This is a genomic window from Isoptericola variabilis 225 (assembly GCF_000215105.1).
GTDB lineage: Bacteria > Actinomycetota > Actinomycetes > Actinomycetales > Cellulomonadaceae > Isoptericola > Isoptericola variabilis_A.
In genome coordinates, this window is sequence record NC_015588.1 from 1,992,543 (window position 1) to 2,010,256 (window position 17,714).

Genomic DNA, 17,714 nt, shown 5'->3' on the forward strand with positions numbered 1-17,714 from the left:
CGGCCGTCAGGAGGCGCGCAGCTCCACGGCGGGCGTCGCCTGCGTGCCGTCGTGCAGCAGGCGGGCTGCGACCGCCCCGGCGGCGGCGAGCTCGCGCCAGTGCTCGCCGAGCCACTGCTCGGCGTCGTACTGCGTGGTGAAGACGGGGCTCACGACGCTCGTGACCGGGCGGCCCGTGGCGTCGTCGAGCACCCACTCCCACCGCGGTCGGATCACGCGACCCTCCCGGCGGCGACCGACCCGGCCGAGCGCGTGAGCGCCCGGTTGATGCGCGAGGGCCACAGCGGCCCGCCGTAGACGAAGCCCGTGTACCCCTGGGTGAGGTCCGCGCCGGCCCGGACGTACGCGCGCACGTCGTCGGCGCACGTGATGCCGCCGACGCCGATGATCACGGGGCCCTCGCCGAGCCGCTCGCGCAGCCGGCGCACGACCTGCAGGCCGCGCTCGCGCAGGGGCGGGCCGGACAACCCTCCGGGGCCGCGGTCGTGGCCGATCGTCGTGTTCACCGCGACGACGCCGTCGAGCTCGAGGTCCGCGACGAGGTCGGCCACCGCGTCGACGTCCTCGTCCGCGAGGTCGGGGGCGATCTTGACGAGCAGCGGCGTCCGCCGCAGCCCCAGGTCCGACGTCGCCACGTCGGCCGCGGCGCGCGTGGCCTCGAGGATCGGCCGCAGCTCGGCGGTCGTCTGCAGGTCCCGCAGGCCCGGGGTGTTGGGGGACGACACGTTGACGACGAGGTAGTCGGCCCAGGGTGCGAGCAGCCGCGCGCACGCGGCGTAGTCGTCCGCGGCGCGGTCGGCCGGCGTCGTCTTGTTCTTGCCGATGTTCGCGCCGACGACGGCGGCACGCCCGGCGCGCGTCGAGCGCAGCCGGCGCAGCCTGGCGGCGGCCGCCTCGGCGCCCTCGTTGTTGAACCCCATGCGGTTGCGCAGGCCCTGCAGGTCGAGCTCGCGCCACATGCGGGGCGCGTCGTTTCCGGGCTGGGGCCGGGGCGTCACGGTGCCGACCTCGACGAACCCGAAGCCGAGCATCGTCAGCCCGAGGACGGCCCGCGCGTTCTTGTCGAACCCGCCGGCGAGGCCGAACGGCGCGGGCACGGTGCGCCCGAACGCGCGGACGCTGCCGGGCCCGGCGGCCCGGCCGAGGTACGGCGCGAGCGCGCCCTGGACGACGTCGCGCAGCACGGGCACGCGGCCCGCCGCGGCGATGAGCGCGAAGGCGCGCTCGTGCGCGACCTCCGGGTCCATGCGCCGGAAGACGGCGTCGAACAGCAGCCGGTACGGGGTCATGAGGCCTCGCTCTCGGTTCCGGGTTCGCCGCCGGACCGGGTGCGCCACAGCCACCAGATGCCGACGAAGGGCAGGACGAGCGGGACAAAACCGTACCCCTGACCGTAGACGGACCACACCGTCGCGTCGGGGTACGCCTGCGGCTGGAGCAGCGAGTCGGTGCCCACGGCCAGCACGCCGACGGCCTCGACGACGACGGCGCCCCACGCGACCGCCCGCCAGGGTCGGGTGCCCCGCGCCAGCGCGACCGTGGCCACCGCGTACACGACCGCGGCCAGCGCCGACAGGGAGTACGGCAGCGGCGCCTCGGAGAAGCGCTGCGTGATCTGGTACGCCGACCGGGCCAGGGCCGCGAGGGCCAGCACGCCGTAGACCGCGACCAGGAGGCGGCCGAAGCCCGACCCCGTCCGCCGGGGCACGCGCGGTGCCGTCGTCGCGCCGCTCATGCCGCCGCCCCCCAGATCTGCCACAGGCGCCACTCGAGGAACGCGACCGTCACGGCGGCCACCAGGAGCACCACGGACGACCACTTCGTCCGCTCCGCGAACGCCCAGACGGCCGCGATCGGCAGCACGATCGCCGCGGTCACGAGGTAGCCCCAGAAGAGCGGCCCGTCGACCGGGTGGTCGGTCGTGGCCTGCTGGATCCCGGCGACGACCGCCTGCACGAGCAGCACCGCCTCGATCGCGGCGGCGCCGAAGAGCTGCTTGAGGATGACGGCGCGGTCGCGGACCACGAACCACAGGGCCCACCCGGCGAGCGCCGCGCACAGCACGAGCGCGAGGATCAGGAGGGGAAGGAGCACGCCCGCAGACTACCGGCAGCGCGTGTCAGAAAGGTGATGGGCTCCAGCCCACCGAGCTTCTGACCACCGAGGTGGCCTCTCGCGCTGTCAGAAAGGTGGTGGGCTGGAGCCCATCACCTTTCTGACACCGGGGTGCCGATAGCATCGGGTCCGTGGCTGACCTCACGCTCTCCGGCAAGAACCCGACCTCCGTCACGGCCGACGCGCTCGTCGTCGGGACCTGCTCCACGTCCGACGGCGTCGCCGTCGTCGCGGACCAGCTCCCGGCCGACCTCGTGCGCCAGGTCGAGACCCTCGCCCCGCGCCTCGGCGTCACCGGCGCCGTCGACGAGGTGCGCACGCTCCCCGCCGACCGCGGCGTCAAGGCCGACGTCGTCGTGCTCACCGGGCTGGGCGAGCGCCGCGAGGACGGCACCTTCGCACCCGAGACGCTGCGCCGCGCCGCGGGTGCGGCGATCCGGTCGCTCGCCGGCACCGAGTCCGTCGCCGTCGCGCTGCCCGCCGTCGACGAGGACGAGCTCGCCGCCGTCGCGGAGGGCGCCCTGCTCGGCGCGTACGCGTTCACGCGGTACCGCGGCGAGGGCGCGGACGCCAAGAAGCCCGTCGAGCGCATCGAGCTCGTCTCCTCGTTCGCGCGCTCGGCCCGCGCCAAGGCCGCGGTCGCGCGTGCCGAGGTGCTCGCCGCGGCGGTCCACGGCACGCGCGACCTCGTCAACATGCCGCCGAACGACCTGTACCCGGCGGCGTTCGCGGACGCGGCGCGGGCCGCGGTCAAGGACCTCGGCGTCAAGGGCGTCAAGGTGACCGTGCTCGACGAGAAGCAGCTCGCCGCGGGCGGCTACGGCGGTCTCGTGGGCGTGGGCCAGGGCTCCGCGCGCGGACCGCGCCTCGTCAAGGTGTCGTACTCGCCCGCGAAGGCCGCGACGAGGGTCGCGATCGTGGGCAAGGGCATCACCTTCGACACCGGCGGCATCTCGCTCAAGCCGCCGGCCGGCATGCCGGCCATGAAGTCCGACATGGCGGGCGCCGCGGCGACCCTGCACACCGTGCTCGCCGCCGCCCGGCTCGGGCTGCCGGTCGCCGTGACCGGCTACCTCTGCCTGGCCGAGAACATGCCGGGCGGCAACGCGCAGCGCCCGGCCGACGTCGTCCGCATCCGCGGCGGCAAGACGGTCGAGGTGACCAACACCGACGCCGAGGGCCGCCTGGTCATGGCCGACGGTCTCGTCTCGGCGGTCGAGGACGGTCACGACGTCGTGCTCGACATCGCGACGCTCACCGGCGCGCAGATGGTCGCGCTCGGCAACCGCACGTCCGGCGTCATGGGCGCCGACGAGGTGCGCGACGAGGTCAAGGCAGCGGCCGACGTCGCCGGCGAGGACTTCTGGCCCATGCCGCTGCCCGCCGAGCTCAAGGAGGGGCTGAAGTCGACCGTCGCCGACATGGTGAACTCCGCGCCCGACCGCTGGGGCGGCATGCTCTTCGCGGGCCACTTCCTCTCCGAGTTCGTGGGCGACACCCCGTGGGCGCACCTCGACATCGCCGGCCCCGCCTACAACGAGAAGAGCCCGTACGGCTACACGCCGAAGGGCGGGACGGGCGTCGGCGTGCGCACGCTGCTCGCGTTCCTCGAGGGCCGCGCTCAGTCCTGACGCCGGGCCACGGCCCAGCGCAGGGCGTTGCGCAGCACGTAGCCGCCGCCCGCGGTCCGGAAGGGCCGCGCCGCGGCGACGACCACGGGCGCGAGCTCGGCCGCCGTCGCGGGGTCCTCGCCGAAGAGGACCCCGCGCACGAGCTCGTCGCCGTCGCGCGCGGTCCACGGCGCGTCCACGAGTCCGGACGCGACGACGTCGAGGCCCGCCTCCCCGAGGACCGCCTCGAGGCCGCCCGGCAGCCGCAGCTCGCCGTCCGGCGGCACCTCGTCGTCGTGCGCCGCGGCGACGGCACGCTCGACCACGTCGAGGTCGTTGCGGGCTCCCTCGGCCCAGCCGGCGACGGCCACCGCGCCGCCGGGCACGAGGACCCGGGTGGCCTCGGCCAGCGCGTCGAGCACGTCGTCGGCGAACGCCAGGGCGTTGACGGCCACGACGACGTCGACGCTCGCGTCGGGCAGCGGCAGGTGCTCGGCATCGCCGTCGCGCACGTCCGCCCCGGGGGCCCGCCGGCGTGCGGCGTCGCGCATCGCAGGCGCCGGGTCGACGCCGGTCGCCACGGCACCGAGCCGGGTCAGGTGGGCGAGCAGCTCGCCCGAGCCGCAGCCGACGTCGAGCACGCGCGTGCCGGGTCCGACGGCCGCGCTCCCGAGCATCGGCTCCCACACGGGCCGCGCGAAGGAGCCCCAGAGGGCCGACCACTCGTCGGCGACCGCCGACCAGCGGTCCGCGCCCCCGCCGTCCACGGTCAGCCGCTCCGGCGTCGCTGCTGCGAGGTCCAGGTGCGCATGCGCTGCGGGTAGCCGGTGAACCGCACGTTGTAGACCGGCACCCCGAGCGAGCGCGCGACCTCGAAGCCGGTGCGCTCGTCGGGCACGCGACGCCGGGTCCACTCGCCCGTCGTCGCGACGAGGAGGACGGTCGCGGGCGTGTGCGCGTTGGGCGGTTCGACGTACGCCTCGACGCCGACGCGCGTGCGGACGAACTCCTGCAGGTGGGCGAGCGTCTCGGCGCGCGCGCCGCGCGGGGCGGCGCCGCCGGCCTCCCGAGGACGGGAGCGGCCGAGCAGACGAGCGACGGCTGACCGCAGGGACATGCCGCGAGACTACCGCCGGTGTACGCACCGTCACACGAGACGACCGGTGGTTCCGATTGGGGAGGAGACCACGAAAGTGACAAGATGACACGCAGCGACCCGCAAGCGGCACCCGGAGAGGCCCTGACGGCACGCGCCGCCAGCCTCTGCACGTCGCCTGATCTACCGACGAAGGAGACCCCACAGGTCATGTCTGAGAACGTGCAGATGCCTGCACTCGGCGAGTCCGTCACCGAGGGCACCGTCACCCGTTGGCTCAAGCAGGTCGGCGACACCGTCGAGGTCGACGAGCCCCTGCTCGAGGTCTCCACCGACAAGGTCGACACCGAGATCCCCTCGCCCGTCGCTGGCGTGCTCGAGCAGATCCTCGTCGAGGAGGACGAGACGGTCGAGGTCGGCGCCGACCTCGCGGTCATCGGCGACGGCTCCGGCGCGGGCGGCGGCGAGGCCGCCCCGGCCGCCGAGCCCGCGGCCGAGGAGCAGGCGCCGGCCGAGGAGCCCGCGGAGGAGCCCGCCGAGCAGAAGCAGGCCGAGGTCCCGGCCGCCGAGGCGGCGCCCGGCCCGGCCGCGGCCGCGCAGGAGGACTCCGGCGCCCAGGGCGGCTCGCAGGGCGGCGGCGAGGGCACCGAGGTCACGCTGCCCGCGCTGGGCGAGTCCGTCACCGAGGGCACCGTCACGCGCTGGCTCAAGCAGGTCGGCGACACGGTCGAGGTCGACGAGCCGCTGCTCGAGGTCTCGACGGACAAGGTCGACACCGAGATCCCCTCGCCGGTCGCCGGCACGCTCCAGGAGATCCGCGTCGCCGAGGACGAGACGGTCGAGGTCGGCGCCGTGCTCGCGGTCGTCGGCTCCGGGGCCGGCGCACCGGCGAAGGCCGAGGCGCCCGCGGCCGAGCCCGTCGGCGCTCCCGAGCCCGCCCCGACGCCGGAGCCGGAGCCCGAGCCCGAGCCCGCCCCGCAGGCCGAGGCTCCGGCCGCGCCGGAGCAGCCCGCCGAGCCCCAGAAGCCGGCGGCCGAGCCGGCGAAGCCCGCACCCGCGGCGCCCGCCGCACCGGCCGCGCAGGAGAAGCCGGCGGCCCAGGCCGGCGGCAAGTCCTCGTACCTCACGCCGCTCGTGCGCAAGCTCGCGGCCGAGAAGGGCGTCGACGTCGCCTCCATCCAGGGCACCGGCGTCGGCGGCCGCATCCGCAAGGAGGACGTCCTGGCGGCGGCGGAGAAGGCCGCGCAGGCCCAGGCGCCCGCCGCCGCTGCCGCTCCGGCCGGCGGTGCTCCTGCCGCCAAGGCGCCGAGCATCCCCGAGCCGTCGCCGCTGCGCGGCACGACCGAGAAGATGTCGCGCCTGCGCAAGATCGTGGCCGAGCGCATGGTCGAGGCCCTGCACACGCAGGCCCAGCTCACCACGGTCGTCGAGGTCGACGTCACCAAGGTCGCCAAGCTCCGCGCGAAGGCGAAGGAGTCGTTCAAGGCGCGCGAGGGCGCGAACCTCACGTTCCTGCCCTTCTACACGCTCGCGGCGGTCGAGGCGCTCAAGGCGTTCCCGAAGATCAACGCGTCGATCGACCCCGAGAAGGGCGAGATCACGTACCACGGCTCGGAGAACGTGGGCATCGCGGTCGACACCGAGCGCGGCCTGGTCGTCCCGGTCATCAAGAACGCGGGCGACCTCAACCTGGCCGGCATCGCCCGCCAGATCGCCGACCTCGCCTCGCGGACCCGCGCCAACAAGGTGGGCCCGGACGAGCTGAGCGGCGCGACGTTCACCATCACCAACACCGGCTCGGGCGGCGCGCTCATCGACACGCCGATCGTCCCGGTCGGTCAGGTCGCGATCCTCGGCACCGGCACGATCACGAAGAAGCCCGTGGTCGTCACGCAGCCCGACGGCGAGGAGACCATCGCGATCCGCCAGATGGCGTACCTGTTCCTCTCCTACGACCACCGGCTGGTCGACGGCGCCGACGCGGCCCGGTTCCTCACGGCGGTCAAGGCCCGCATCGAGGAGGGCGCGTTCGAGTCCGAGGTCGGCCTCTGACGCTCGCCCCGCGCCACCGCCGAGGGCGTCCCGGCACGTGCCGGGGCGCCCTCGGCGCGTCCGGGCTCAGGCGACCTCCTCGACGCGCCAGCCGTCCGGCGTCCACACGAGCGTGAGCGTCGCCGTGCGGGACTCGGCCGCGCCGCCCGCCCCCTCCTCGACCGTGTAGGTGACGGTCACCTCGGCCCGGTGGGTCGCGGGCCGTCCGACCACCTCGGCGTCGTGCACGACGGCGGTCGCGCCGGCGCGCGCGTCGGGCCCGGCCGCGAGCCGCGCGGCCAGGGCCTGGTCCGCGGCGAGCGCGGGCGACCCGGGGGCGCCGACCCCGAGGAGCGCGTCGGGCTCGAGGCCCGGCGTCACGAGCAGCTCGACGCGTCGGCGCGTGAGCTCGGCCGCGGCGCCCGCCGGGTCGGTGAGCACCCGGGTGGGGTCGGCGGGCTCGGACGCGGCGCCGGCCGAGGGCGACGTTGCGGGCGACGGTGCCGACGACGGGGCCGACGACGACGCTGCCACGGGCACCGCCACCGCGTCCGCCCCGGCGACGCCGCCCGGGGCGTGCTGCGGCGCGCGGACGACGAGTCCGGCGGTCGCGAGCACCGCGACGCCGGCGACCACGGCCGCCGCGACGCCGGCGGTGCGCACCACCGGCCGTGCCGGCCCGGCACCCGCGCGCCCGCTTCGCCGCACGCCGCTCCGCCGCACGCCGCCACCCCGGGCGCCGCTTCCCCGCATGCCGTCACCCCGGCCACGACCCGCGCGCGACGGCACCGGCACCGCCCGCCCCGCCGTCGTGCCCGCGAAGGCGCGCCGGCGGGCTGCCGGCTCCCCCGCGGCCGCGCGCCGCGCCGGGCGCAGCCCCGCGAGCGAGGCGGCTGCGAGCGCCGCCGGCTCGGGCAGCCGGACCGGCTCCGGCTCGACCGCGTCGTGGGCCCACGCGGCGAGCGTGCCGGCCTCGGGGCGGACCCGGGGGTCGGGCGCGAGGGCGGCGGCCAGCACCGCGCGCAGGGCGGTCGCCGCCTCGCCGTCGTGCGCCCCGACGAGCTCCTCGACGAGCCGCGCCGCCGCGTGCACGTCGTCGGCGGGCGACCCGCCCGGCGGAGCAGGCTCGAGCCGCGGGCGCAGGCGGGGCGACCCGTCGGCGGCGAGCACGACGTCGTCGGGGCTCAGCGGCCCGTGGACGAGCCCGGCGTCGTGCAGCGCGGCGAGACCCTGCGCGACGACGACGAGCACGCCCGCGGCCTCGGCCGGGCCGACGGCGCCGCGCACCGCGAGCACCGTCGCGAGGTCGGCGGCCTCGCCGGCCCCGCGCCGGATCTCGAGCACCCCGTCGGGGCGCACGTCGGCGCCGACGACCGGCACGAGCCGGGGGTCGCTCACGCCGCAGAGCAGACGGACGCGGGCCACCAGCGCGTCGCGCGCGGCGGCGTCGGCGGGGACGGGGATCTCGAGGACGGTCGCGTCGGCCACGGCCCTATCGAACACCGCAGGCCGGCCCGCCCGCCGCGGTCATCCACAGGCCCCGGTCAGAGCGCGACGCGGCGCCCCTCGCGCGCCGCGACGCGCGCCGCGTCGAGCACCTCGGCGGTGCGCACGGCGTCGTGCGGGTCCACCGGCGCGGGCGTCTCGCCGCGCAGCCACGGGCCCAGCGCGCGGTAGAAGTCGGCGTGCCCGCCGGGTGCGGCCGGCACCGGCGTGCGGTCGCGCCCGCGCGTGAGCCAGCCCAGCGTGCCCTCAGGCGCCCCGTCGTCGAGCACCTCGAGCGGCGAGGCGTCCTCCTCGAACGTCGTCACGAGGTAGGCGCCCCCGGACCCGAGCACGCGCGTGCGAGGCCCCGGCGCGCCGACGACCGAGCCCGCCCACAGCCGCGACACGACCGCACGCGGGCTCGCGGCGAGGCCGCCGCCCGGCTCGTGCTCGAGCACGAGGAAGACGTCGTCCTCCGTCGGGGTGGTCAGCGCGCGGGTCTGCGCCCACACCGAGGTCACGCGGCCGAACAGCCGGGTCGCGGAGTCCACCAGGTGCGGCCCGAGGTCGAGCAGCAGCCCGCCGCCCGTGGGGTCGTTCTCCTTCCACCGCTGCCGCGGCGTCGGGCGCCAGCGCTCCCAGTGCCGCTCGAACGTGTGCACGTCACCGAGCTCGCCGCGCCCGATGAGCGCCTGGAGCGTGAGCTGCTCGGGGTCCCAGCGGCGGTTGTGGAACACGGTGAACGGCGTGCCGGTGCGCTCCGCCTCGGCGACGACGGCGCGCGCCTCGTGCGCGTCAACGCCGATCGGCTTGTCGAGGACGAACGGCACGCCGGCCCGGGCGAGGGCGGCCGCGTGCGTCGCGTGCAGCGCCGTCGGGCTCGCCACGACGACGACGTCGTACGCCGCGCGGAGGGCGACGAGCGCCTCGACGTCGTCCACGAGCCGCGCGCCCGGCCAGTCGCCGGCCGCCTGCGTGCGGCGCCCCGGGTCCCGCGTGAGGACCGCGGTGACGGTCAGCCCCGCCTCCCGCACCAGCCGGGCGTGGATCTGCCGCCCCGCTCCCCCGTACCCGACGATCGCCACCCGCACGTGTCCCGTGACCATGCCCCCATGGTGCACGACGTCGGCACCGCGCCGTGGGATTGACCGTCCCGTCCGGTTCGCACGATGTTGACATGTTCATCACGTCTGCACCATGGTTGAGCCGAATCTGAGGATCTGCCGCCTTGCGCTGGTTTGCGCAGGCCGTCCCGACGCGGAGGTCGCACCCCCGATGGTCACCGTCGAGCGTGACGTCCCCGTCCGCCGCGAGGTCCCGCCGATCGCCCCCGACCGCCTCCGCACGCGCGGGGTGGGCCGGCGCCGCCTCCTGCGGTTCCTGCTCATGGTCGTGGCGCTCGCGGTGGTCCTGGTCGAGATCTGGCTCGAGCACGAGCCGCCGCCCGTGCCCGCTGAGGGCTCCGCGCTCGAGGCGCTCGAGACGCTGGCGGTCCGCGAGCCGGGGCCGGGCGACGACTACGACCGCGACGCGTTCGGGCCGCCGTGGTCCGACGTCGACGCCAACGGCTGCGACACCCGCAACGACATCCTGGCGCGCGACATGGTCGAGGTGACGTACGCCGACGCCACGACGGCGTGCGTCGTGCGCGAGGGCATCCTCGAGGACCCGTACACGGGCGCGACGATCGCGTTCCTGCGGGGCGTGCAGACCTCGGGCGCCGTCCAGGTGGACCACGTCGTTGCCCTCAAGGACGCGTGGGTCAAGGGCGCGTCCGAGTGGGACGACGAGACGCGGCTGGAGTTCGCCAACGACCCGCTCAACCTCGTCGCCTCGGACGGGCCCGCCAACATGGCCAAGGGCGCGCGCGACGCCGCGAGCTGGCTGCCGCCCGCGACCTCGTTCCGCTGCCCGTACGTGGCCCGGCAGGTCGCGGTCAAGGTGGAGTACGAGCTGGCGGTCAGCCCCGAGGAGTACGAGGCGATGAGCGAGGTGCTCTCGACCTGCCCGGCCGAGCCGCTGCCGACGGGCTGACCATCGCGGGGTCCGGCCGGCCCGGCCACCACACGCGCGGGCCGACGTCGTGGACGAGCGCGGGCACGAGCAGGCTCCGGACGACGAACGTGTCGAGCAGTACGCCGAACGCCACGACGAACGCGAGCTGGGCCAGGAACAGCAGCGGGACGACGCCGAGGGCGGCGAACGTCGCCGCGAGCACCACGCCGGCCGACGTGATGACGGAGCCGGTGACCGCGAGCGCCCGCAGCACGCCCGCGCGCGTGCCGAGCCGCACGGTCTCCTCGCGCACGCGCGTCATGAGGAAGATCGTGTAGTCGACGCCGAGCGCGACGAGGAAGCAGAAGCCGTAGAGCGGCACGGCCGGGTCGGCGCCGGGGAACCCGAGGACGTGCTCGAAGACGAGCGCAGAGACGCCCAGCGCGGCGCCGAACGACAGGACGTTCGCGAGCAGGATGAGCACCGGCGCGAGCACCGACCGCAGGAGCAGCACGAGGATGAGCAGGATCACCCCGAGGACGGCCGGCACGATGACGGCGAGGTCGCGCTGACCGGCGCGCTGCGTGTCGAGGCGCTCGGCGGCCGCGCCGCCGACGACGGCGTCGGGCTCGACGTCGCGCACCGCCTCGCGGAGCGCCGCGACGGTCTCGACGGCCTCCTGGCTGTCGGACGGGTCCGACGTCGTGACGTCGACCCGCACCCGCCCGTCGACCACGAGCGGCTCGCCCCGCGCCGGCGCGCCGGGCACGGGTGCGCCGCCCGCGGTGACGGGGACCGCGGCGGCCACGCCGTCGACGCCCGCCGCGGCGTCGACCACGGCGCCCAGCGACTCCTCGGGCGCGACGACGATCGCGGGCTGGGCGGAGAAGCCCGCGAAGTGCTCGCGCAGCACCGCCTCGCCGTCGACCGAGTCGGCCTGGGCGAGGAAGACCTCGTCCTCGCCCGTGCCCGACGCGTCGAGGCGCGGCACGAAGGCCGCCGCGGCGAGCAGGGCCAGCAGGGTCACGACCCACGTGCGGCGCGGGCGCCGGCCGACCGCGCGCGCCACGCGGGCCCACACGCCCCGCTCCTCGGCCGGGGACGCGCCGTGGCCGGGCGTGCCGCCGTCGTACCGGGGCATACGCGGCCAGAACAGCGAGCGCGACCGCTTCCCGGCGGCGAGGAGCAGCGCCGGCAGCAGGGTCGTCGAGGCCAGGAAGGCGGCGACGATGCCGATGCCCGCGACGGGACCGAGGGACCGGTTCGACGCCAGGTCCGACAGCAGGAGGCACAGCAGGCCCGCGACCACGGTCCCCGCGCTCGCGGCGATCGGCTCGATCGAGGCACGCACCGCCCGGCGCAGCGCGGTCGCCGGCGACCGGTGGTGGTGCAGCTCCTCGCGGTAGCGCGCGACGAGCAGGAGCGAGTAGTCCACCGCGGCGCCCACGACGAGGATCGACAGGATCCCCTGCGACTGCCCGTTGAGCGTGAGGACGCCGCGCGCGGCCAGCTCGTAGACGACCAGGCCGGCGAGGCACAGCGCGAGGACCGCGCACGAGATGACGACGAACGGCAGGATCGGCGAGCGGTAGACGATCCCGAGGATGACGAGCACCGCGCCGAGCGCGACGAGCAGGAGCACGACGTCGATCGCCCCGAACGCGCCGACGAGGTCCGCGACGAAGCCCGCGGCGCCGGTGACGAGGACCGTGAGCCCGGCGTCGCGCACGGCGTCGCCGGCGGCCTGGGCCCGCATCGCCTCGACCGCCACGAGGGTGAGGCCCTCGGACTCCTCGCCGACCGACGCCTCGATCGCCTCGGCGTCGAGCGGCACGACGACGACCGCCGCCTCGCCGTCCTCGCTCGGCACGAGCACGGGCTCGGCGGCGAGCACCTCGCCCAGCGTCGCGGGTTCGCCGGCGAGCGTCCCGGGCAGCGTGGCGTCGGGCAACTCCTCGGCGAGCCGGCCCAGCGCGCCGAGCTGGTCGGGCGAGAGCGCACCCCCGTCGTCGGACGTCGCGACGAGCACGGCCGGCAGGGTCTCGGTGTCGACGAAGCCGCGCGCGAGCCCGGCGGCGCGCGTCGACTCGGCGCTCGCCGGCAGGAACGCCGCGGCGTCGTTGGTCTGGACCGAGCTGAGGGAGCCCTGCGCGGGGCCGCCGACGGCGCCCACGGCGAGCCAGCCGCCGACGGCCGCGAGGACGAGGAGTCCCCGGAGCACGCCCCGCCGGCGTTCGCTGCGCATACCGTGCATCGTGACAGCGGACGGGGTCACCGGCCACACGGCGCTAGCCTGGGCCCATGCAGACGGTCACCCTGCCGGACCTCGTCGGCTACCACGAGGGCTGGGACCTGCAGCGCCGCAGGCACGCCGAGGTCCACGCCGACCCGGCGGCCGGCACGGTGTTCCTGCTCGAGCACCGGAGCGTCTACACCGCGGGGCGCCGCACCCGGCGCGACGAGTACCCCACGGACGGCACGCCGGTCGTCGACGTCGACCGGGGCGGGAAGATCACGTGGCACGGTCCCGGGCAGCTCGTCGCCTACCCGATCGTGGCGCTGCGCTCCCCCGTCGACGTCGTGCAGTACGTGCGCACGCTCGAGGCCGCGGTCATGGACGTGTGCGCGTCGTTCGAGCTCGAGACGATCCGGGTCGAGGGCCGCTCGGGCGTGTGGTTCGCGGCCGACGGCGAGCGCCGCGAGCGCAAGGTGTGCGCGATCGGCGCCCGGGTCGCCAAGGGCGTGACGATGCACGGGCTGGCGCTCAACTGCGACCCCGACCTTGCGGCGTTCGGGCGGATCGTGCCGTGCGGCATCGACGACGCGGACGTGACGTCGCTGTCGGCCGAGCTGGGCCGCGACGTCACGGTCGCCGAGGTGCGCCCGCTCCTCGCGGAGGCGCTCGAGCGCCACCTGGCGCCGCTCGTGGCCGACGGCGCGACGGTGACGGACGTCACGACCACCGAGCGGGAGAACCCGGCCGAGCCGGTGACCGCCGTCGTAGGCTGACGGACGTCTACGGAGGGGAACCGACGACGTGACCATCGCACCCGAGGGCCGGCGCATGCTGCGCATCGAGGCCCGCAACGCTGAGACGCCCATCGAGAAGAAGCCCGAGTGGATCAAGACCCGGGCCGTGATGGGTCCGGAGTACAAGGAGCTCAAGGGCCTCGTCCGGGGCGAGGGGCTCCACACGGTCTGCGAGGAGGCGGGCTGTCCCAACATCTTCGAGTGCTGGGAGGACCGCGAGGCCACGTTCCTCATCGGCGGCGACCAGTGCACCCGGCGGTGCGACTTCTGCCAGATCGACACGGGCAAGCCCGCGGACTTCGACGCCGACGAGCCGCGTCGCGTGGCCGAGTCGGTCCGCGCGATGGGCCTGAGGTACTCGACCGTCACGGGCGTCGCGCGCGACGACCTGGCCGACGGCGGTGCCTGGCTCTACGCCGAGACCGTCCGGCAGATCCACGCGCTCAACCCGGGCACCGGCGTCGAGCTGCTCATCCCCGACTTCAACGCGATCCCCGAGCTGCTCGACGAGGTCAACGAGTCGCGGCCCGAGGTGCTCGCCCACAACGTCGAGACCGTGCCGCGCATCTTCAAGCAGATCCGGCCCGCCTTCCGCTACGAGCGGTCGCTGTCGGTGCTCACGCGGGCGCGGGAGGCCGGCCTCGTCACGAAGTCGAACCTCATCCTCGGCATGGGCGAGACGATCGACGAGGTCAAGCAGGCCCTCGTCGACCTGCACGCCGCCGGCTGCGACCTCATCACCATCACGCAGTACCTGCGCCCGTCGGTGCGCCACCACCCGGTCGAGCGCTGGGTGCGCCCCGAGGAGTTCGTCGAGCTGTCGGAGTACGCGGAGGAGATCGGCTTCCTCGGCGTCATGGCCGGCCCGCTCGTGCGCTCGTCCTACCGGGCGGGGCGCCTGTGGGGCCAGGCCATGACCAAGCGCGGCCGGGCCATCCCGGAAGCGCTCGCGCACCTCGCCGAGCCGACGACGTCGCGCCAGGAGGCGGCGAGCCTCGTCGCCCGCGCGGCGCACTAGACTCGACCACCATGGCCCGCACGAAGTCCGGCGCCGGCGACAGTGCCGAGGCGCCCACGCCGAAGACGCAGAAGAAGCCCAAGAAGCAGCGCTGGTACCACCAGGTGTGGGCCGCCTACAAGATGACGAAGCGGCAGGACCCGCTCGTCACGTGGGTCATGCTCGCCGTGTTCGTGGGCATCCTCGCCGCCGCGCTGCTCATCGGGTTCCTCACGAACCACCCGATCTACGCGACGATCGTGGGCCTGCCGTTCGCCCTCCTGGGCGCGATGTTCGTCCTCACGCGCCGCGCGGAGCGCGCCGCCTACACGCAGATCGAGGGACAGCCCGGCGCGGTGCGCGCCGCGCTGGGCACGGTCCGCGGCGGCTGGAACTTCGACGACGAGCCCGTGGCGGTCAACCCGCGCACGCAGGACCTCGTGTTCCGCGGCGTCGGCCGGCCCGGCGTCCTGCTCGTGAGCGAGGGCCCGGCGCACCGCGTCGGGCGCCTGCTCGAGGACGAGCGCAAGCGCGTCGCGCGGATCCTGCCGAACGTGCCCATCACGACGATGCAGTGCGGCAACGACGACGGCCAGGTGCCGCTTCCCAAGCTCGCGGGCAAGGTGCGCAAGCTCAAGAAGCAGCTCACCCGGCCCGAGGTCGCCGAGGTCCACAAGCGCCTGCGCGCGCTGGGCGGCGCCCGCCTGCCGATCCCCAAGGGCATCGACCCGACCCGCGCTCGCCCCGACCGCAAGGGTCTGCGCGGCCGCTGACCGGCGCCGGTCGATGACTTCCGGGCTCCCTCCAGGTCTGCACACCACAGACCTGGAGGGAGCTCTCGCATGATGAAGATCGTCGTCAGCAACATCGTGTCGCTCGACGGCTTCGTGGCGGGGCCGCACGACGACGTGCTCGACCTGCCGATGGACCAGGCGTTCGACGCCTACAACCTCGAGCGGATCACGGCGGCGGACACGGTCCTGGTCGGGGTCGCGTCCTACCGCATGTTCAGCTACCTCAAGGCCTCGCGCGACGGGGAGGCCGTCGTGTTCGGCAGCCCCACGACGTGGCAGGCGCTCCTCGCCGGGGGCTCGTCGACGAGCTGCACCTCATGGTGGGTCCGCTGATGCTCGGCGGCGGCCGGCCGCTCCCTCGGGAAGAGGTGCGCGGGCTGCGGCCGCTCGACGTGCGTCGCTTCGACGGGTCGGACGACGTCGTCCTGGTCTACGCCCTCGACGGCGCGGCCCGGGACGGGGTCAGCGCCGCACGATGACGGTGCCGGCGGCGCGGTCGTGCAGCCCGCGGCCGTCGGCGTCCCAGACGACGGCGGGGATGACGAGGCACAGCAGGGCCGTGCGGACCGCACCGCGGGCGAAGCCGACCGCCTCGTGCGGGCCGGCCCTCAGGACGCGCACCTGCAGGCCGAGCAGCCGGTGGCCGATGGTGCTCCCGATCGTGCTCACGAGCAGCAGGTTCATCGCGGCGAAGATCGCGGGCTGGGCCCACGCCGGCAGCTGCGACACCATCTCGAACACCCCGGTCGCGCTCGGCCGGAACAGCAGGATCGCGATGAGCGTGGCCACGACCCAGTCGACGCCGAGCGCGACGACCCGGCGCCCGAGGGACGCCTTCGAGCCCGGTCCGGACTCGGGAAGGCCGAGCCTGGAGCCGCTGGTCTCAGAACCCGAGACAGATCCTCCCTCGAGCCAAGACCCGAGACCCTCGCGTGACACCATGCGTCTCAGCGTACGCGGCGGCCTCGACGTGGCGTGCGTTACGTGCACGAAACACTTCCGCCACGCCGGAGAAACGCCACGCCTCTAGCGTCGAGGCGCCGAGCACCTGGCACCGTCCCACCAAGGAGCGCATGCATGTTCACCAACGCCGAGGAGGCCATCGCCTTCACCCGCAACGAGGGGGTGGAGTTCATCGACGTCCGGTTCATCGACCTGCCGGGCGTGATGCAGCACTTCAACATCCCCGTCGAGCAGTTCTCCGAGGACTCGTTCACCGAGGGGCTCATGTTCGACGGGTCGTCGATCCGCGGCTTCCAGGCGATCCACGAGTCGGACATGAAGCTGGTACCCGACGTCAAGACCGCCTTCATCGACCCGTTCCGCAAGCGCAAGACGCTGGTGATCAACTTCTCCATCGTCGACCCCTTCACGGACGAGCCGTACGACCGCGACCCGCGCAACATCGCCGCCAAGGCCGAGGCCTACCTCGCGTCGACCGGCATCGCGGACACCGCGTACTTCGCGCCCGAGGCCGAGTTCTACGTCTTCGACGACGCGCGCTTCGAGACGAACTCGCACCGCAGCTTCTACCAGATCGACTCGGTCGAGGCAGCGTGGAACACCGGTCGCGAGGAGGAGGGCGGCAACCTCGCGTACAAGACGCGCTACAAGGGCGGCTACTTCCCCGTCTCGCCGTCGGACCGCTTCGCGGACCTCCGTGACGACATGGTCGCCACGCTCGGCCAGGTGGGTCTCGACGTCGAGCGCGCGCACCACGAGGTGGGCACGGCCGGCCAGCAGGAGATCAACTACCGCTTCAACACCCTGCTGCACGCGGCCGACGACCTCATGAAGTTCAAGTACGTCATCCGCAACGTCGGCTTCAACGCCGGCAAGTCGGTGACGTTCATGCCGAAGCCGATCTTCGGCGACAACGGCTCGGGCATGCACTCGCACCAGTCCCTGTGGCTGAACGGCGAGCCGCTGTTCTACGACGAGAAGGGCTACGGCGGCCTGTCCGACACGGCCCGCTGGTACATCGGCGGCCTGCTCAAGCACGCCCCGTCGCTGCTGGCGTTCACCAACCCGTCGGTGAACTCGTACCACCGCCTGGTCCCGGGCTTCGAGGCGCCCGTCAACCTCGTGTACTCGGCCCGCAACCGCTCCGCGTGCATCCGCATCCCGGTCACCGGCTCGTCGCCGAAGGCCAAGCGCGTCGAGTTCCGCGTGCCGGACCCGTCGAGCAACCCGTACCTCGCGTTCTCCGCGATGCTGCTCGCCGGCATCGACGGCATCAAGAACCGCACCGAGCCGCCGGCGCCGGTCGACAAGGACCTCTACGAGCTGCCGCCCGAGGAGCACGCGCAGATCGCCCAGGTCCCGGCGTCGCTCGGCGAGGCGCTCGACAACCTCGAGCGCGACCACGAGTTCCTCACGCAGGGTGACGTCTTCTCCGAGGACCTCATCTCGACGTGGATCGACTACAAGCGCGCCAACGAGATCGACCCGATCCGCCTGCGCCCGCACCCGCACGAGTTCGAGCTGTACTACGACATCTGATCCTCGGGCCCCGGGCCCGTGCAGTAGTCGCCCCGTGCAGTAGTCACCGAGGACGGCGG

At 74.8% G+C, this 17,714-nt stretch carries 19 protein-coding genes; 9 read left to right on the forward strand and 10 right to left on the reverse strand.

Annotated features, from left to right (window positions below):
- Window positions 1-6 precede the first annotated feature (6 nt).
- Genes ISOVA_RS09300 through ISOVA_RS09315 form a run of 4 tightly spaced genes read right to left on the reverse strand, consistent with a single transcriptional unit; the run spans window position 7 to window position 2,094 of the window.
- Window positions 7-216 (reverse strand): hypothetical protein, encoded by a 210-nt coding sequence (locus ISOVA_RS09300; protein ID WP_013838983.1) that lies wholly within the window; start codon window positions 214-216, stop codon window positions 7-9.
- Window positions 213-1,289 carry a quinone-dependent dihydroorotate dehydrogenase gene (locus ISOVA_RS09305; protein ID WP_013838984.1) on the reverse strand — a complete coding sequence of 359 codons (1,077 nt, stop codon included), beginning with the start codon at window positions 1,287-1,289 and terminating at the stop codon, window positions 213-215. The genes ISOVA_RS09300 and ISOVA_RS09305 overlap by 4 nt, the downstream gene beginning before the upstream one ends.
- A complete protein-coding gene (locus ISOVA_RS09310; RefSeq protein ID WP_013838985.1) occupies window positions 1,286-1,735 on the reverse strand; it encodes a hypothetical protein in 450 nt (149 codons plus the stop codon). Before ISOVA_RS09310 ends, ISOVA_RS09305 begins: the two co-directional genes overlap by 4 nt.
- Window positions 1,732-2,094 (reverse strand): hypothetical protein, encoded by a 363-nt coding sequence (locus ISOVA_RS09315; RefSeq protein WP_013838986.1) that lies wholly within the window; start codon window positions 2,092-2,094, stop codon window positions 1,732-1,734. The genes ISOVA_RS09310 and ISOVA_RS09315 overlap by 4 nt, the downstream gene beginning before the upstream one ends.
- A gap of 152 nt (window positions 2,095-2,246) precedes the next feature.
- Here ISOVA_RS09315 and ISOVA_RS09320 point away from each other — a divergent pair, with 152 nt between their 5' ends.
- Complete coding sequence (locus ISOVA_RS09320) at window positions 2,247-3,746, forward strand: leucyl aminopeptidase (RefSeq protein WP_013838987.1); 1,500 nt, start codon at window positions 2,247-2,249, stop codon at window positions 3,744-3,746.
- Here the strand turns inward: ISOVA_RS09320 and ISOVA_RS09325 are convergent.
- Both ISOVA_RS09325 and ISOVA_RS09330 read right to left on the reverse strand, forming a co-directional pair.
- Window positions 3,737-4,492, reverse strand: coding sequence for a class I SAM-dependent methyltransferase (locus ISOVA_RS09325; RefSeq protein WP_013838988.1), 756 nt, complete (start codon window positions 4,490-4,492; stop codon window positions 3,737-3,739). The genes ISOVA_RS09320 and ISOVA_RS09325 overlap by 10 nt on opposite strands.
- A gap of 2 nt (window positions 4,493-4,494) precedes the next feature.
- The gene (locus tag ISOVA_RS09330; RefSeq protein WP_013838989.1) at window positions 4,495-4,842 is read right to left on the reverse strand and encodes a hypothetical protein; all 348 of its coding nucleotides are present in this window, start codon (window positions 4,840-4,842) and stop codon (window positions 4,495-4,497) included.
- A gap of 189 nt (window positions 4,843-5,031) precedes the next feature.
- Between ISOVA_RS09330 and sucB the strand changes: the two genes are divergently transcribed.
- The gene (gene sucB, locus ISOVA_RS09335; RefSeq protein ID WP_013838990.1) at window positions 5,032-6,873 is read left to right on the forward strand and encodes a 2-oxoglutarate dehydrogenase, E2 component, dihydrolipoamide succinyltransferase; all 1,842 of its coding nucleotides are present in this window, start codon (window positions 5,032-5,034) and stop codon (window positions 6,871-6,873) included.
- A gap of 66 nt (window positions 6,874-6,939) precedes the next feature.
- Here sucB and ISOVA_RS09340 read toward each other — a convergent pair whose 3' ends face one another.
- Both ISOVA_RS09340 and ISOVA_RS09345 read right to left on the reverse strand, forming a co-directional pair.
- On the reverse strand, window positions 6,940-8,340 hold the full coding sequence (locus ISOVA_RS09340) for a protein kinase family protein (protein ID WP_041294831.1): 1,401 nt from the start codon (window positions 8,338-8,340) through the stop codon (window positions 6,940-6,942).
- A gap of 56 nt (window positions 8,341-8,396) precedes the next feature.
- Window positions 8,397-9,443: a Gfo/Idh/MocA family oxidoreductase gene (locus ISOVA_RS09345; protein WP_013838992.1), complete on the reverse strand. Its 1,047-nt coding sequence runs from the start codon at window positions 9,441-9,443 to the stop codon at window positions 8,397-8,399.
- 169 nt (window positions 9,444-9,612) lie between these two features.
- Here ISOVA_RS09345 and ISOVA_RS09350 point away from each other — a divergent pair, with 169 nt between their 5' ends.
- Window positions 9,613-10,371: an HNH endonuclease family protein gene (locus ISOVA_RS09350; RefSeq protein WP_013838993.1), complete on the forward strand. Its 759-nt coding sequence runs from the start codon at window positions 9,613-9,615 to the stop codon at window positions 10,369-10,371.
- Here the strand turns inward: ISOVA_RS09350 and ISOVA_RS09355 are convergent.
- The gene (locus tag ISOVA_RS09355; protein ID WP_081474840.1) at window positions 10,298-12,577 is read right to left on the reverse strand and encodes an MMPL family transporter; all 2,280 of its coding nucleotides are present in this window, start codon (window positions 12,575-12,577) and stop codon (window positions 10,298-10,300) included. The genes ISOVA_RS09350 and ISOVA_RS09355 overlap by 74 nt on opposite strands.
- Before the next feature lie 56 nt (window positions 12,578-12,633).
- Between ISOVA_RS09355 and lipB the strand changes: the two genes are divergently transcribed.
- The 5 genes from lipB to ISOVA_RS16965 all read left to right on the forward strand — a co-directional run bounded on the left by lipB (window position 12,634) and on the right by ISOVA_RS16965 (window position 15,632).
- Window positions 12,634-13,341 carry a lipoyl(octanoyl) transferase LipB gene (lipB, locus tag ISOVA_RS09360; protein ID WP_013838995.1) on the forward strand — a complete coding sequence of 236 codons (708 nt, stop codon included), beginning with the start codon at window positions 12,634-12,636 and terminating at the stop codon, window positions 13,339-13,341.
- Window positions 13,342-13,369: 28 nt separating this feature from the next.
- Window positions 13,370-14,380, forward strand: a complete 1,011-nt coding sequence (gene lipA, locus ISOVA_RS09365) for a lipoyl synthase (protein ID WP_013838996.1) — start codon at window positions 13,370-13,372, stop codon at window positions 14,378-14,380.
- Window positions 14,381-14,391: 11 nt separating this feature from the next.
- Complete coding sequence (locus tag ISOVA_RS09370) at window positions 14,392-15,132, forward strand: DUF4191 domain-containing protein (RefSeq protein WP_013838997.1); 741 nt, start codon at window positions 14,392-14,394, stop codon at window positions 15,130-15,132.
- Between the two features lie 69 nt (window positions 15,133-15,201).
- Window positions 15,202-15,486: a dihydrofolate reductase family protein gene (locus ISOVA_RS09375; RefSeq protein ID WP_013838998.1), complete on the forward strand. Its 285-nt coding sequence runs from the start codon at window positions 15,202-15,204 to the stop codon at window positions 15,484-15,486.
- The gene (locus tag ISOVA_RS16965; RefSeq protein ID WP_013838999.1) at window positions 15,471-15,632 is read left to right on the forward strand and encodes a hypothetical protein; all 162 of its coding nucleotides are present in this window, start codon (window positions 15,471-15,473) and stop codon (window positions 15,630-15,632) included. The genes ISOVA_RS09375 and ISOVA_RS16965 overlap by 16 nt, the downstream gene beginning before the upstream one ends.
- On the opposite strand, the gene ISOVA_RS09380 is transcribed toward ISOVA_RS16965, so the two are convergent.
- Entirely contained in the window at window positions 15,616-16,095 is a 480-nt protein-coding gene (locus tag ISOVA_RS09380; RefSeq protein ID WP_013839000.1) for an RDD family protein, read from the reverse strand. The two genes, ISOVA_RS16965 and ISOVA_RS09380, sit on opposite strands and share 17 nt — an antisense overlap.
- 135 nt (window positions 16,096-16,230) lie before the next feature.
- Between ISOVA_RS09380 and glnA the strand changes: the two genes are divergently transcribed.
- Complete coding sequence (glnA, locus tag ISOVA_RS09385; protein ID WP_013839001.1) at window positions 16,231-17,655, forward strand: type I glutamate--ammonia ligase; 1,425 nt, start codon at window positions 16,231-16,233, stop codon at window positions 17,653-17,655.
- The last annotated feature ends 59 nt before the right edge of the window (window positions 17,656-17,714 follow it).

Coding starts and splice junctions, on each gene's coding strand:
- ISOVA_RS09305 (WP_013838984.1), bottom strand. CDS start 1,289: ATGACCCCGTACCGGCTGCTGTTCGACGCCGTCTTCCGGCGCATGGAC.
- ISOVA_RS09310 (WP_013838985.1), bottom strand. CDS start 1,735: ATGAGCGGCGCGACGACGGCACCGCGCGTGCCCCGGCGGACGGGGTCG.
- ISOVA_RS09330 (WP_013838989.1), bottom strand. CDS start 4,842: ATGTCCCTGCGGTCAGCCGTCGCTCGTCTGCTCGGCCGCTCCCGTCCT.
- sucB (WP_013838990.1), top strand. CDS start 5,032: ATGTCTGAGAACGTGCAGATGCCTGCACTCGGCGAGTCCGTCACCGAG.
- ISOVA_RS09345 (WP_013838992.1), bottom strand. CDS start 9,443: ATGGTCACGGGACACGTGCGGGTGGCGATCGTCGGGTACGGGGGAGCG.
- ISOVA_RS09350 (WP_013838993.1), top strand. CDS start 9,613: ATGGTCACCGTCGAGCGTGACGTCCCCGTCCGCCGCGAGGTCCCGCCG.
- ISOVA_RS09355 (WP_081474840.1), bottom strand. CDS start 12,577: ATGCGCAGCGAACGCCGGCGGGGCGTGCTCCGGGGACTCCTCGTCCTC.
- lipB (WP_013838995.1), top strand. CDS start 12,634: ATGCAGACGGTCACCCTGCCGGACCTCGTCGGCTACCACGAGGGCTGG.
- ISOVA_RS09370 (WP_013838997.1), top strand. CDS start 14,392: ATGGCCCGCACGAAGTCCGGCGCCGGCGACAGTGCCGAGGCGCCCACG.
- ISOVA_RS09375 (WP_013838998.1), top strand. CDS start 15,202: ATGATGAAGATCGTCGTCAGCAACATCGTGTCGCTCGACGGCTTCGTG.
- ISOVA_RS16965 (WP_013838999.1), top strand. CDS start 15,471: ATGGTGGGTCCGCTGATGCTCGGCGGCGGCCGGCCGCTCCCTCGGGAA.
- ISOVA_RS09380 (WP_013839000.1), bottom strand. CDS start 16,095: ATGGTGTCACGCGAGGGTCTCGGGTCTTGGCTCGAGGGAGGATCTGTC.
- glnA (WP_013839001.1), top strand. CDS start 16,231: ATGTTCACCAACGCCGAGGAGGCCATCGCCTTCACCCGCAACGAGGGG.